At 34.4% G+C, this 11,948-nt stretch carries 16 protein-coding genes; 11 read left to right on the top strand and 5 right to left on the bottom strand.

All coding sequences use genetic code 11. The features are described from left to right. Positions 1–100 precede the first annotated feature (100 nt). Positions 101–1,126, bottom strand: a complete 1,026-nt coding sequence (locus BTR34_RS08085) for a 3-keto-disaccharide hydrolase (protein WP_197496182.1) — start codon at positions 1,124–1,126, stop codon at positions 101–103. A 231-nt stretch (positions 1,127–1,357) separates the two neighbouring features. Continuing rightward, positions 1,358–1,648 carry a DUF2188 domain-containing protein gene (locus BTR34_RS08080; RefSeq protein ID WP_082960200.1) on the bottom strand — a complete coding sequence of 97 codons (291 nt, stop codon included), beginning with the start codon at positions 1,646–1,648 and terminating at the stop codon, positions 1,358–1,360. A 145-nt stretch (positions 1,649–1,793) separates the two neighbouring features. Here BTR34_RS08080 and BTR34_RS08075 point away from each other — a divergent pair, with 145 nt between their 5' ends. The 7 genes from BTR34_RS08075 to BTR34_RS08060 all read left to right on the top strand — a co-directional run bounded on the left by BTR34_RS08075 (position 1,794) and on the right by BTR34_RS08060 (position 5,913). Then, on the top strand, positions 1,794–3,245 hold the full coding sequence (locus tag BTR34_RS08075; RefSeq protein ID WP_068485665.1) for a glycoside hydrolase family 30 protein: 1,452 nt from the start codon (positions 1,794–1,796) through the stop codon (positions 3,243–3,245). A 42-nt stretch (positions 3,246–3,287) separates the two neighbouring features. After that, positions 3,288–3,464, top strand: coding sequence for a hypothetical protein (locus BTR34_RS18750; RefSeq protein ID WP_157483887.1), 177 nt, complete (start codon positions 3,288–3,290; stop codon positions 3,462–3,464). A gap of 4 nt (positions 3,465–3,468) precedes the next feature. Further along, positions 3,469–3,735, top strand: coding sequence for a hypothetical protein (locus BTR34_RS08070; protein WP_068485664.1), 267 nt, complete (start codon positions 3,469–3,471; stop codon positions 3,733–3,735). A gap of 110 nt (positions 3,736–3,845) precedes the next feature. After that, positions 3,846–3,968, top strand: coding sequence for a hypothetical protein (locus BTR34_RS19165; RefSeq protein WP_262493641.1), 123 nt, complete (start codon positions 3,846–3,848; stop codon positions 3,966–3,968). A gap of 1 nt (position 3,969) precedes the next feature. Beyond that, complete coding sequence (locus BTR34_RS19110; RefSeq protein WP_235843240.1) at positions 3,970–4,071, top strand: DUF6500 family protein; 102 nt, start codon at positions 3,970–3,972, stop codon at positions 4,069–4,071. Between the two features lie 344 nt (positions 4,072–4,415). Further along, entirely contained in the window at positions 4,416–5,309 is an 894-nt protein-coding gene (locus BTR34_RS08065; RefSeq protein WP_068485662.1) for a mechanosensitive ion channel family protein, read from the top strand. A gap of 40 nt (positions 5,310–5,349) precedes the next feature. After that, positions 5,350–5,913 carry a TlpA family protein disulfide reductase gene (locus BTR34_RS08060; protein ID WP_068485660.1) on the top strand — a complete coding sequence of 188 codons (564 nt, stop codon included), beginning with the start codon at positions 5,350–5,352 and terminating at the stop codon, positions 5,911–5,913. Positions 5,914–6,001: 88 nt separating this feature from the next. Here BTR34_RS08060 and BTR34_RS08055 read toward each other — a convergent pair whose 3' ends face one another. Beyond that, positions 6,002–6,448, bottom strand: coding sequence for a PepSY-like domain-containing protein (locus BTR34_RS08055; protein ID WP_068485658.1), 447 nt, complete (start codon positions 6,446–6,448; stop codon positions 6,002–6,004). A gap of 159 nt (positions 6,449–6,607) precedes the next feature. On the opposite strand from BTR34_RS08055, the gene BTR34_RS08050 reads away from it, so the two are divergent. From BTR34_RS08050 to BTR34_RS08040, 3 genes are all read left to right on the top strand, one after another. Further along, positions 6,608–7,285 (top strand): response regulator transcription factor, encoded by a 678-nt coding sequence (locus BTR34_RS08050; RefSeq protein ID WP_068485656.1) that lies wholly within the window; start codon positions 6,608–6,610, stop codon positions 7,283–7,285. 12 nt (positions 7,286–7,297) lie between these two features. Next, positions 7,298–8,572, top strand: a complete 1,275-nt coding sequence (locus tag BTR34_RS08045; protein ID WP_068485655.1) for a sensor histidine kinase — start codon at positions 7,298–7,300, stop codon at positions 8,570–8,572. Positions 8,573–8,668: 96 nt separating this feature from the next. After that, positions 8,669–9,553, top strand: coding sequence for an SdiA-regulated domain-containing protein (locus BTR34_RS08040; protein ID WP_082960199.1), 885 nt, complete (start codon positions 8,669–8,671; stop codon positions 9,551–9,553). Positions 9,554–9,564: 11 nt separating this feature from the next. Here BTR34_RS08040 and BTR34_RS08035 read toward each other — a convergent pair whose 3' ends face one another. Then, positions 9,565–10,617 carry a phosphotransferase enzyme family protein gene (locus BTR34_RS08035; RefSeq protein WP_068485653.1) on the bottom strand — a complete coding sequence of 351 codons (1,053 nt, stop codon included), beginning with the start codon at positions 10,615–10,617 and terminating at the stop codon, positions 9,565–9,567. Positions 10,618–10,814: 197 nt separating this feature from the next. Here BTR34_RS08035 and BTR34_RS08030 point away from each other — a divergent pair, with 197 nt between their 5' ends. After that, on the top strand, positions 10,815–11,366 hold the full coding sequence (locus BTR34_RS08030) for a hypothetical protein (RefSeq protein ID WP_068485651.1): 552 nt from the start codon (positions 10,815–10,817) through the stop codon (positions 11,364–11,366). 3 nt (positions 11,367–11,369) lie between these two features. Here BTR34_RS08030 and BTR34_RS08025 read toward each other — a convergent pair whose 3' ends face one another. Continuing rightward, positions 11,370–11,930, bottom strand: coding sequence for a phosphatase PAP2 family protein (locus BTR34_RS08025; protein ID WP_068485649.1), 561 nt, complete (start codon positions 11,928–11,930; stop codon positions 11,370–11,372). Positions 11,931–11,948 lie beyond the last annotated feature (18 nt).

Here is an 11,948-nt window from a genome sequence, read left to right as displayed (position 1 = left end):
TTAGTTTATAATGAAAGTTTGTGCTTATATAAAAGCCATGAAAATAAATAACACCATTTAGTTATATGGTGTTATTTATAATCTGATTTCGTTCGATTTACTATTTTAGTATTGGAGTCAAAACAATGTTTCTATAAGCAACATTACCGTGATCACCTTGAAGATATATAGGCCCTGGAGCAAAAACATCAGAGCTTATTGCTCCACCTGTTGGCCCTTCTGCAGCAACATTATCAACAATTTTTTTTCCGTTTAAAATTACTGTTACGTGGCGGTCTATCAAAGTAATGTCTAGAGTTTGCCACTCTCCAGCTGGTTTTTCTGCATTTTCACTCGGTGTAGCACGACTGTACAATGCACCCATATTATGACTATCAAGAGGCTGGCCATAAGAGTCTACCACTTGTATTTCATATAATCCTCTTAGATAAACTCCGCTATTGTTGCCTTTAGGGACATTCACCTCTAGCTTTAAATTAAAATCTTCAAACTCTTGATTGGTACGCAGGTTGCCATAATAGATATGTTCTCCATTTTCTGGTTGTACAGGGTCGTTTTGCATGGTGCCGTTTACGACCTTAAATCCGTTTGGACTTTTGGGGTCAATGGTTCTCCATCCGTCCAAGTTTTTACCGTTGAAAAGTTTAATAGGTTTTCCAAACTTAATAGTGCTTAAATCTGGTTTTGGACCTACATCAGGCATACGGGAACCTGTAAAATAACTTATGTTTTCGCCTGTTTTTCCCCAAGCAGGCCCGGTCATGGTACCAGCAATGGCATTATTAATTTTGGTAATGCGCATGGTCCAAGTTCTTGTGTGTGTACGCGCTTTTCCTGAAGTGGTTTTAAGTTCATTTTCAGAAGTACGGGTAACGATAAGGGTATTTTCATCAACCAGGTATACATCGGAAACAGGAAGAACACTACCACCGATCCATAATAATTCTGCATCTAGAACTCCTTGTTCTTCATGTACTTTTAACCAAGCTACACCACCACCGACGACATCAATAGTCCAACTTCCAATAAAGGTGTTTTCGGGCTCAGGTAAAGTTTTGGTGGTAGATGAAAAAGATGAGGTAAAGGCCAATAGAAAGGCCATGAAGAAAACTGGTAATTTTTTCATGATTTAAGTTTGTTTTAGTATGTTGGTTTGATCGTACATTACGCATGTACAAGATTTAAAAATAAGGATAAATTCAAAAGACCATGCTTGTTGTTTTAAAGTTTAACAGGGAATTAGAATTTGGATGACAATGGTATTCTATTAGTTTAGTTGGACTGTTTAGAAATTGAATATTGTGTTAAGAAAAAAATTGTAAGAAATAGCTTCGTAGCAAAGGTTTGTCATTAAATATCAATCAAAATTTATTCGGTCACGTATTGTACCATCTTCTCTATGGATGATGACATCAGCCTTGTATTTACTAGCTAGTTTTTTTGCTTTGTTAATTGCGGTATTTTGAAGTCTATGTTTAGAGGTAATGCGTTTGTTGCCTTCACGACGTACTGCCCAGTTATTTTTGTATGGAACTACATGTTGATGCCATATTCTTTTTCTTTCGCGCCGGCGGGCACTGTTAAAGAAGACCTCTACCATTTCAATAAGAATGGAAATCCAAGATTTAGAAGAATTGTTATTGGGCATGGGAGATTGTTAATAAGTGACAAGATACTCTTTTAAGCTAAGAGCGTTTATTAAAGAAACCTACCTTGAAACACTCGGGCTTCTTTTTTATTGAAGACAGCTATAAGTTCACTATTTTTAAACACACCAAAAACGCAGTTTTAAAATGAAATACGACCATGTCAATTTTTGTGCCCTTTTGGCGCTATTTTTCTTAGTCGCTAATACGGCCTGTTCTACCAAGGATAAAAAAACAATTGAAGAAAATAGTGCAGAAGCTAAACTATATATTACCACTTTAGACAAATCGCAATTAGTACAAGAACATGCTGTAAACATGGATAGTTTGCTAAAGGCAGAGATGGAGGTTGCGGTAGATATTAAGACTACTTACCAAGAAATAGATGGCTTTGGGTTTACACTAACGGGAGGCAGTGCATTACACATGAGCCAAATGTCCGCATCGGCAAGAGCGGCGTTAATTCAAGAATTATTTGGTAAAGAAGCCAATGCCATAGGAGTTAGTTATTTACGGTTAAGTATAGGTGGCTCTGATCTAGATGAATATCCTTGGTCGTATAATGATTTGCCCAAAGGTTTGACCGATGAATCTTTGTCAAAATTTTCTTTGGCGTATGATACGTTGTATTTGATACCAGTGTTAAAGGAGATTTTAGATGTTTCACCGAATCTAAAACTTATGGGCTCCCCGTGGTCACCTCCTAGTTGGATGAAAGACAACCAAGATACGCGCGGCGGTAGTTTATTACCAAAATATCAAAATGTCTATGCTAATTATTTGGCAAAATATATACAAGAAATGAGTAAGCATGGTATTACCATAGATGCTTTGACGATACAGAACGAACCCTTGCACCCAGGCAATAATCCTAGCCTTTTAATGCTGGCCGAGCAGCAGGCCGATTTTATAAAAAATGATTTAGGGCCAACCTTTAAAAGATTAGGAATCAAAACAAAAATTGTTATTTATGACCATAATGCAGACCGCCCCGATTATCCTATTTCTATTTTAAATGATGCGGATGCTGCGCAATATATAGATGGTTCGGCTTTTCATTTATACGGGGGCAAGATAGAAGCCTTGTCCGAGGTTCACGAGGCACACCCCACTAAAAACATCTATTTTACGGAGCAATGGGTTGGCGCACCTGGTAATTTTGAAGGCGATGTTGCCTGGCATAACGAAACATTAATTATTGGCGCTACCAGAAACTGGAGTAAAACCGTATTAGAATGGAATTTAGCGGCAGATGAAAATGAGGATCCGCATACAGACCGTGGTGGGTGCGACCGCTGTTTAGGGGCATTGACGATAACTGGGGATTCAGTAGTTCGTAATCCGGGGTATTATATAATTGGGCAAGCATCTAAATTTGTGCCACCGGGGTCTAGGCGAATTGCGTCAAATACATATGATAACCTCCCTAATGTGGCGTTTATAACTCCGGCAAGCGAAGTGGTTGTAATTCTACAAAATAAGGAAACGGTTGATAAGACCATTGAGATAAAAGTAAATGAAAATTCCGTTTTTATAGAAATACCAGCAAAATCTATAGGCAGTTTGGTCTATAAAAATCCAAGTGAAATTAAAGATTAATAGTACTATGAACAAGAATTTTAAAAAACGTATGATTACATAATGGCAAAGATTGAAATAAAAGGTTCCCCCGAAGAGCTTGAAAGAGTAGCAACATTTTTGGCAAACAACAATATAAAGTTTAATGTGGTAAAAGATTATGGCAACCATTCATTAGATGATACTACTAGGTATAATCAGCTTATATTGAAGTATAACGCCGTAGAATCTGAAAAATAAATGCATGAAAGGCTTACAAGAAATAAAATCAGCAATAGATATTTATGTAAATGGCACTAATAAATCTGCATTAGAGGTTGTTGAAGCACTTAACAAATACTATTTTAATAAAGCGGTAACGGCTGAGATTACACTTTATAAGAAGAAAAAGAAAAAAGTTGCGCAAATAACAAAAGACTTAAAAATATCGCATAGGCGTTTTTATAAGATATTAGAAGATAAGAAGGTGGAGTTTACCAAGTATAATAAAACAAAGGAGGACGAGCAGTAAACGTTACTGCAAAACGATAAAGTTTTTCAGAAAATTTTGCTCTTGTTTTTGATGCTTAATTGTTCTAGAATGTTACTTTACGGGCAAAATCCTAGTATTAAAAAATACTAATGAAACAGATTGTAATACCAACGGCTGTACCAGCCAATATATTGATGTCGAGCTCAAAAAACAGCACTGATGTAGTGCATCAACTTTCTAATATAAAGACCTCTAAAGTTGGGGATAAATAATATGGTTGCTACAAAAATCGATATTGTAAGACTTTCTTTTTGTGCATTTTTCAAGAATAAATATGACAATCCAGAACATTTAACGGAAGTTTCGAAAAGATAGAATATGTAATATAAACTAGGCCAATTTTGAGAAAGCATTAAAAATTAAAGACATGATTAAAGTTTTATAAAACCCAAGAACGAAATACCAAATAATTATAGAAAAGTTAATTCTTAAGAAGGAAATGGTGGTTAAATCACTTTTAAATATAGGACAAATTTCAAGAGACAGTATCTCTTTAGCGGCTACGGGTTAAGGTTTAAAATGTATATACAAGCACTAATTTTAAATGGAAATTTCATAAGATTAATTCTTTATATTTAGTTATAAACGATATGAACGGCTTCAGTGATAACTAATAATCCACAATTATTCTTTTATAAGAATCAAAACTTATTATCAATATGCAAGAAAGCACAACAACAGTAACAGAATCTATTTCATCATTCTATAATCAAGTAATACATCAATTACCAGGAATAGGCTTAGGTATTCTTATTATTGTTTTTGGTCTTTTAGTGGGTTCATTTATTGGCAACGTTGTTAAAAAACGCTTATCCGTCAAAACAAAAGACCCATTAATGAGTACATTTTTAGGGAAGGCCATAAAATATATTTTTGTGATAATAGCAATAATGCTTGGTTTAGAGGCTTCTGGGCTAGGTGCAATTGCCGCTGGAATTTTAACCGCTGCAGGAGCCAGTGCCGTTGTTCTTGGATTTGCATTTAAAGATATAGGACAAAACTTTATTGCAGGAATTATAATGGCTTTCGGTAGACCTTTTGATATTGATGATACGGTAGAAATTGGAGAAAATTTTGGAAAAGTAAAGGCATTAGAATTTAGGTACACCAAATTAAAAACTTTTGATGGTAAAGATGTGTATATCCCTAATAGCGATGTACTTACCAAGCCAGTAACAAATTATACCGAAGATGGTTTTTACAGGTGGGATTTCATTGTCGGAATAGCGTATGAAGATAACATTGAAGGAGCAAAAACAGCCATATTGCAGGCACTACAAAAAGAACCTACTGTAATTGAAGATAAAGAACATCAAAATTTTGTAGTAGAAGAAACACTTGCTACAAGCACGGTTAATTTAAAAATTTATTTTTGGGTAGATACGAAAGATTTTAGGCGGTCGGCATTAATAACAAGAGGCAATGTAATTAAGCATGTTAAGGAAGAATTAGTGAAAGCAGGTTACTATTTGCCAGCAGATATACAAGAAATAAAGCTTTATGGTAAGGAGACGGAAATTCCCATAAAAATAAATAAGAGTACAAAAGAATAGTTCCCGTTAATAATCACCAAGTATTTCGACTACATTCTATATGAAAAAACGTAAAATTAAAATAAGTGATATCATATTTGTAGTGTTTATTTTGTTGTTGATAATTCCACAGACCAGAACACCAATTCAAGTGGCAGTAAATAAACTTAAAGTAGCGGTTTGGTCACCTAGTATTCAGGATGAGGGAAACCAAAACGAGGTAAGTCCTTTTCAGTATGCCGTTATCGATTTGCAGGGAAATACAAAGAGCATTGGGATCGGTAAAGGGAGAGTCACGTTTTTGAGTTATTGGGCAACTTGGTGTCCGCCATGTATTGCAGAGTTACCAGGAATTCAAGAGTTGTATAAAGATTATGGGGGTAAGGTTAATTTTGTTTTATTGACACAAGAAGAGCCCGAAAAAGTACAGCGCTTTGTTAGTAAAAAAGGATATGAACTACCCATTTATTTTCCCCAAATGCAAACACCAGAAATCTTAGAAGAAAATAGTATTCCCACCAATTATGTAATTGATGCCAACGGAAAAATTATCATTAAAGAAACGGGAGCAGCCGATTGGAACAGTAAAAAAGTACGCAAGCTTTTAGATGAACTTTTAAAGTAGTAAAGGTAGTCTTTACGGTGCTGGTATAGAATAAAAAAAGCCAGAATCAGAATTCCGGCCCTTTCCACATCTCCCAATCAAAGAAACACTAATCAATTATTTCGCTAAGTACTTTTCCGTTTTCATCGAAAACAACTTCTTTTTCATCATTCCATCCTTTTTCAAGTTCTACTTTATATGTGATGTCACCATTTTCAATAGTTTTTTCAACAGAATCTACTTTGTAACCTAAATAGTTATCGGCAATTACGGTTTTAATAGTTTGTGGTAAATCTGCTTCGGTCATTTCTTGTTCTGTCTTAGTGATATTTCCATCCGTAGCATACCAAATTTCATACTCTTGTCTGTTAGCATCAAATTCTACTTTGTAAGCCTGTCCATTCATTTCCCACTCAATATCACTTGCTTGGGGATAATTTTGTTTAAAATTCTGTTTTAAATTTACAGGTACATCATTAGGGTTAATATCCTGTGCAAAAACTGTAAATGCACCTAAAACCGTTAAAGCTACTGTTGCTAATTTTTTATTTTTCATAATCAGATAATTTTTAAATTCCCTTCAAAGAAAAGTACCAAAACTAGAAGAAATTGGGAATAATATTTATTTTAACTTATTGAGCGCTATTTTACTACGACCCTTAATTCCCATTTCTTTCTAGAATTCTGCTATATTGTTGTTGCAAACAACAGCGCCATGAAAATTCTTATAATAGAAGACGAACCACAAATGCTTGAAAATATGCTCCAAACTTTGGAGCGCGAGCAATATGTGGTAGAAACTGCCGCTGATTACGCAACGGCCAACACTAAAATTGGTGTATATGATTATGATTGTATTTTGTTAGATATTACCCTACCAGATGGAAACGGATTAGAACTTTTAAAACAGCTTAAGCAACAAGGTAAAGATGACGGCGTAATTATTGTTTCGGCAAAAGACTCTTTAGATGACCGCATTAAAGGTCTTAATTTAGGGGCTGATGATTACCTGCCCAAACCTTTTCATATGGCAGAACTACATGCACGGGTAAAAGCAATAGTGCGCCGTAGAAACTTTGAAGGCAATAAATTTATAGAAATTGGCAATGTTTGCATTGACCCAGAAAGTAGAAGTGTTCATATTAATACTAACGAAGTTGTTCTTAACCGTAAAGAATACGACGTACTTTTATATTTGATTTCAAATAAAACCCGCTTGGTAACCAAAACAGCCTTGGCAGAACATGTGTGGGGTGATCATATTGATCAAGCAGATAGCTTTGATTTTATCTATTCGCAAATAAAAAATCTACGTAAAAAACTTACTGATGCCACTGCAAGTATAGAGATAGAAGCAATTTATGGTGTAGGTTATAAGCTACAAGTGATATAAAGTACAAAGGCAATGAAGCTTCTAAACCACACCACAAAATATTTTGCAATACTGCTTATCGTACTTATATCTATATGGGCGGTAATCTTTTATTTTGCCATGTTAGATGAGGTATATGACAGTTTGGATGATGGACTAGAGAATCAAAAAGAGTTGATAATAAGAGCAGTAAACGATAATCCATATTTATTGCAAGACACAGAATTCGGAGTCAATAATTACACCATTAAAAATACGCAATTGGGTGCTCATACCAATTTTAAAGATAGTTATCGCGATACTATAATGTATATGCAAAACGAAGATGAATATGAGCCAATACGTATGCTTGAAAGTACATTTAAACAAGGGGATAGTTATTACAAAATAAAGCTCATTACTTCTATGGTGGAAGAAGATGACCAGATAGAAAATTTGTTTAAATACCTAGTGGGTTTATACTTGTTATTGATACTAAGTATTGTTGTGCTAAATAATCTGGTCATGAAAAAGGTATGGAAACCATTTTATATGCTCATCGATAGGTTAAAAGGCTTTCGAATTGAAAAGGACGACCCTATAACATCTGTACCCACCACAATAGACGAGTTTAATTTATTGAACCAGAGTGTAGAGCGATTAACAGAAAAATCGCGCGATAGCTATGTTGCCCAAAAAGAATTTATAGAAAATGCAGCACATGAATTACAGACTCCGCTTGCCATTGCCATTAACAAGTTAGAATTGTTGCTGGAGAAGAATGATCTGTCAGGCATACAATCGCAAGAAGTTGGTAGTGTTTTAGATAATCTTACCAGGTTAACGCGGTTAAACAAATCGCTACTATTGCTTTCTAAGATTGATAACAAACAATATTTAGAAGAAGAGACTATTGATTTTAATGAGCTGATAAAAAATGTTACGACAGATTTTTCAGACTTTGCTACACATAAAAATATGCGTTTAAACGTTGTGGCAAATGCTAATATACGGTATACAATGAATACCGATTTAGCAATTATTATGATGACCAACTTAATTAAAAATGCAATTATACATGGGCAGGCAGGTAAGGAAATAGATATTGTAATAGATGAAGGGAAGATTAGTCTCAAAAATTTTGGTATAGCTACAGTATTAGATACCAACAGCCTTTTCAAACGCTTTAAAAAGACTTCGGCAAATAGCCGATCTACCGGATTAGGACTCGCTATTAGTAAAGCCATTACAGATAAGTATCACTTAATATTGGAATATTCATTTACAGAGAAGCATAATTTTACGCTAATTTTTCCCCCTCATCGTTAAGTTTTATATGAAAAGCTTCAATAAATCTATTCCTATTCCTATTTCTTTACAGAATTGAAGATTAGTTTTCTATAAATATTTATAAATAAAAGAAAAATGACATCTAATACCAACACGTTAAATATGGCAAAAGTAAAATTATGGACAATTGCTGCTATCGTTATAGGTATAAGTTTTCTTTTTATGAATTTTAGAGGTTGGATGCCTAATGATGGAGATGAAAAAGTAGCTTATGAAATTTCTGAACGATGGAATTTGCCAGAAGGTTTACGTGAAGTTTCAGGTATTTCTTGGATGGATGAAAATCACATAGCCGCTATACAGGATGAAGACGGAATCATATTTATTTATGATCTAGAAAGCAAAAAGGTGATAGAAGAAATTGTATTCGGTAGTGCCGGCGATTATGAAGGTCTTTCAGTAAAAGGGACTAATGCCTATGTGTTAGAGAGTGACGGTACGATTACTGTTATTGAAAATTTTCAAGATCCAAACAGAAAAATAACATCTTACGAAACTAGTTTTGATGAGAAGAATAACATGGAAAGTTTAGAATTAGATGTAGCAAATAATCAATTATTGGTTATACCAAAAGACCACGATATAGATTCGGACAATTTTAAAGGTGTTTATGCATTTTCTTTAAAGAATCATAAAATAGTTTCTAATCCCGTTATGCGTTTAGATATGAGTAATGAAGTATTAAAGCAATTTAGGGAGAAAAAAATGTATCGAAACTTTCGCCCTTCGGATATTGCAATACACCCTAAGACCAAAGAAATATATATGCTAGAGGGAGTAAATCCTAAATTGTTGGTTGTAGATAAAAACGGAATTGTAAAAATAGGGTATCGTTTAGACAAAAAAATATTTCCTCAACCGGAAGGCATCACTTTTAGTCCTAGTGGTGAATTGTATATTTCAAGCGAAGGAAAAAAAGACGGTTTAGGCACCATCACCAAATTAAAACTGAAACCTTAGAGATTAACTAATTAGCTTAGTTTTTGTGAAATATAAGCCGACATAAAATCTTTTTTGTTCAGTGCTTTTTCAGAAAAATTGAAAAGACTAAGGCAGCGGTCTAAATTTTGGTTTTCATAGGTAACTTTGTAGTATTTATTATTGTTAAGGTAGTCGGTCAATGCACGTAAACCATGAATAAAAGGCATAAAAACAGCGCCTAGTGGTAGACTTTCTTTATCCGAAGCTGTTAAAAAAGGTTCGTTGGCCGCTAAACCATCCACAAAAGCTTTAAAAAGTGTTTTGTCAAAATTTATAAGTTCGTGATGTTGCTCGTCTTCAGGAGCATTATTTACCACAGTTCTAATAGCATCACCAAAATCATAGAAGAAGTACCCTTTCATAATCGTGTCTAAATCTATTAGACAAAGTGCTTTGTTGGTGGTTTTGGAAAATAATATATTATTCAGTTTAGTATCGTTATGACAAATTCTAACAGGAAGCTCTTTATTATTTAGATGTGCCAATTCGGTTAAAAAAAAATGAGCTTGGTTTATGGCCAATTCGGCAATTTCTTTTTTTTGCGTATCTGCATTTTGTAATGCTTCTTTAAACTCTTTAGTTCTATGGGCTAAGTTGTGAAATTTGGGCAAAGTGTCTTCAATAGTATCAACATTAATGCTTTTTAAAAGACCATGAAATTTACCTACAATGCGCCCAGCTTCGAATGCGATAGTAGTATCTGTGGTCGTATTAAAGGTGGTACTATTTGCAATATAGGTCATTATACGCCAAAATTCACCATTTATCTGAAGACAATTTTTGCCCTCTTTTGTAGGTAAAAAAGCTATTTGCACATAATCATTTCCATTTAAAAATGGCAGCGTGTAATTGATGTTGTCCATTAATTTAGCTGCATTATTAAATACATGGGTATTTATTTTCTGAAGAATAAATTGCTGGCAATCACTATCTGTAATTAAATACGTGTCATTAATTAGTCCGCTAGTCAAGGGAACCCAATGCAAAGAACTGAGGTTAAGGTTAAATTCAGCAAGTATTTTTTGGATGTATTCTTTAGTCATTATGTAGCACTACGATTCAATTATTAAAGGTATAGAAATCAATAGTACTCCTAATAACTATTGTATTTTAAAAGTGAAATTATAAATATGAAATGTATTTAATAAGTGTTTTCTGAATTTTGTGCAGTTGGTCTAAAAAAAATACGATTTGCAAAATAATGAAGTTAGTATCATAACCAATTAAAGTTCTCCTAAGAATGATAAAGATTAAAGCCTACTTAAAAGTCATTGTTTTATTATTTACTTCATATTACACACAAGCGCAGTGCGATATTTTTAAAAGCGAAATTAGCGACGTACAGAAATATATGGTTCAGGTAAGTCAACTAACCGATTCATTAAGTACCGCTGCAGAAACGGCTTCTTATAATGCTAGTTTAAGCGCAGCTCGTGCAAATACAAAAACAGTAATGTTGTTAATGGGGCAAGCAGTAAATGCCGCCGATGAAGCTGTTATTCTTGCATCCGAGGCTCAATATGATTCTGAAAAATGTGGTTTAGGAGAAGCAATGAGTTATACCATTGACGCCGAAAAGAATGCAATAGATACGCGCGATTTTGCAAGTGAAGTTTATGATCATGTAAAAAGCGCATCGAACTCAAAAAACCTTGGGAATTTGCAGTTTCATATGAGAATTGCACAACGTATACTTAGAGAGGTTAGAAACTCAGCAGAAGCATCTGCATATGCTGCGGATAATGCACATTATAGCTGTAGCCATAATTTAGACCACGCCAGTTTAGACTAGAAATTAAAATTTATAGACAAAGCCGAGAGAATAACTATCCGTATCATTGACGAAACTGAGCTGCATATGTTCTTTTTGGTAGGGAGTGGTAAAAATATAGGCGCTACCAATACCAATAACTGCACCGGCTAAAACATCCCAACCATCATGTTTTTGAGCATTTATACGGCTATAGCCGGTATAACCAGCTAAAACATAGGCAGGTATACCATAGCCCCACCCATATCTTTTTTGAATAAAGGCAGCACTTTGAAAAGTAGTTGAAGTATGCCCAGAAGGGAAACCTCTTACGCCATTATCATAGGGTCTATCTTTATTTACGGCATATTTTAACCCAATAGTTACAGCTTGGTTAAGGACAAAACCTTTGGCAAATTGCTTGGTACCTTCATAATCACCAGCAATAAGCGAACCGGCAAGGGCAGATGCAGGCATAGCAAAAAGTAGCATATCACCAGAAGTTTCTACAGCATCACCTTGACTATAAGTACTTGTTGAGGTAATACATATAAAAAGTAGAATCAGTTTACTGCATAGTTTTTTAGGCTCGAAACTAAAAAGCATATTCAAACGAATTTAAAT

The organism is Maribacter hydrothermalis (assembly GCF_001913155.1).
In the GTDB taxonomy this organism is placed as follows: domain Bacteria; phylum Bacteroidota; class Bacteroidia; order Flavobacteriales; family Flavobacteriaceae; genus Maribacter; species Maribacter hydrothermalis.
Note: the sequence above shows the minus strand (reverse complement) of the source record. Positions and strands in the feature narration are given on the sequence as shown.

What these genes read in the sequence shown, in the direction of transcription:
- BTR34_RS08080 (WP_082960200.1), bottom strand. Translation starts at nt 1,648, where the DNA reads ATGCCCAATAACAATTCTTCTAAATCTTGGATTTCCATTCTTATTGAA.
- BTR34_RS08075 (WP_068485665.1), top strand. Translation starts at nt 1,794, where the DNA reads ATGAAATACGACCATGTCAATTTTTGTGCCCTTTTGGCGCTATTTTTC.
- BTR34_RS08025 (WP_068485649.1), bottom strand. Translation starts at nt 11,930, where the DNA reads ATGCTTTTTAGTTTCGAGCCTAAAAAACTATGCAGTAAACTGATTCTA.
- BTR34_RS08055 (WP_068485658.1), bottom strand. Translation starts at nt 6,448, where the DNA reads ATGAAAAATAAAAAATTAGCAACAGTAGCTTTAACGGTTTTAGGTGCA.
- BTR34_RS08035 (WP_068485653.1), bottom strand. Translation starts at nt 10,617, where the DNA reads ATGACTAAAGAATACATCCAAAAAATACTTGCTGAATTTAACCTTAAC.
- BTR34_RS08060 (WP_068485660.1), top strand. Translation starts at nt 5,350, where the DNA reads ATGAAAAAACGTAAAATTAAAATAAGTGATATCATATTTGTAGTGTTT.
- BTR34_RS08045 (WP_068485655.1), top strand. Translation starts at nt 7,298, where the DNA reads ATGAAGCTTCTAAACCACACCACAAAATATTTTGCAATACTGCTTATC.
- BTR34_RS08085 (WP_197496182.1), bottom strand. Translation starts at nt 1,126, where the DNA reads ATGAAAAAATTACCAGTTTTCTTCATGGCCTTTCTATTGGCCTTTACC.
- BTR34_RS19110 (WP_235843240.1), top strand. Translation starts at nt 3,970, where the DNA reads ATGGTTGCTACAAAAATCGATATTGTAAGACTTTCTTTTTGTGCATTT.
- BTR34_RS08040 (WP_082960199.1), top strand. Translation starts at nt 8,669, where the DNA reads ATGACATCTAATACCAACACGTTAAATATGGCAAAAGTAAAATTATGG.
- BTR34_RS08030 (WP_068485651.1), top strand. Translation starts at nt 10,815, where the DNA reads ATGATAAAGATTAAAGCCTACTTAAAAGTCATTGTTTTATTATTTACT.
- BTR34_RS08065 (WP_068485662.1), top strand. Translation starts at nt 4,416, where the DNA reads ATGCAAGAAAGCACAACAACAGTAACAGAATCTATTTCATCATTCTAT.
- BTR34_RS08050 (WP_068485656.1), top strand. Translation starts at nt 6,608, where the DNA reads ATGAAAATTCTTATAATAGAAGACGAACCACAAATGCTTGAAAATATG.
- BTR34_RS18750 (WP_157483887.1), top strand. Translation starts at nt 3,288, where the DNA reads ATGGCAAAGATTGAAATAAAAGGTTCCCCCGAAGAGCTTGAAAGAGTA.
- BTR34_RS08070 (WP_068485664.1), top strand. Translation starts at nt 3,469, where the DNA reads ATGAAAGGCTTACAAGAAATAAAATCAGCAATAGATATTTATGTAAAT.
- BTR34_RS19165 (WP_262493641.1), top strand. Translation starts at nt 3,846, where the DNA reads ATGAAACAGATTGTAATACCAACGGCTGTACCAGCCAATATATTGATG.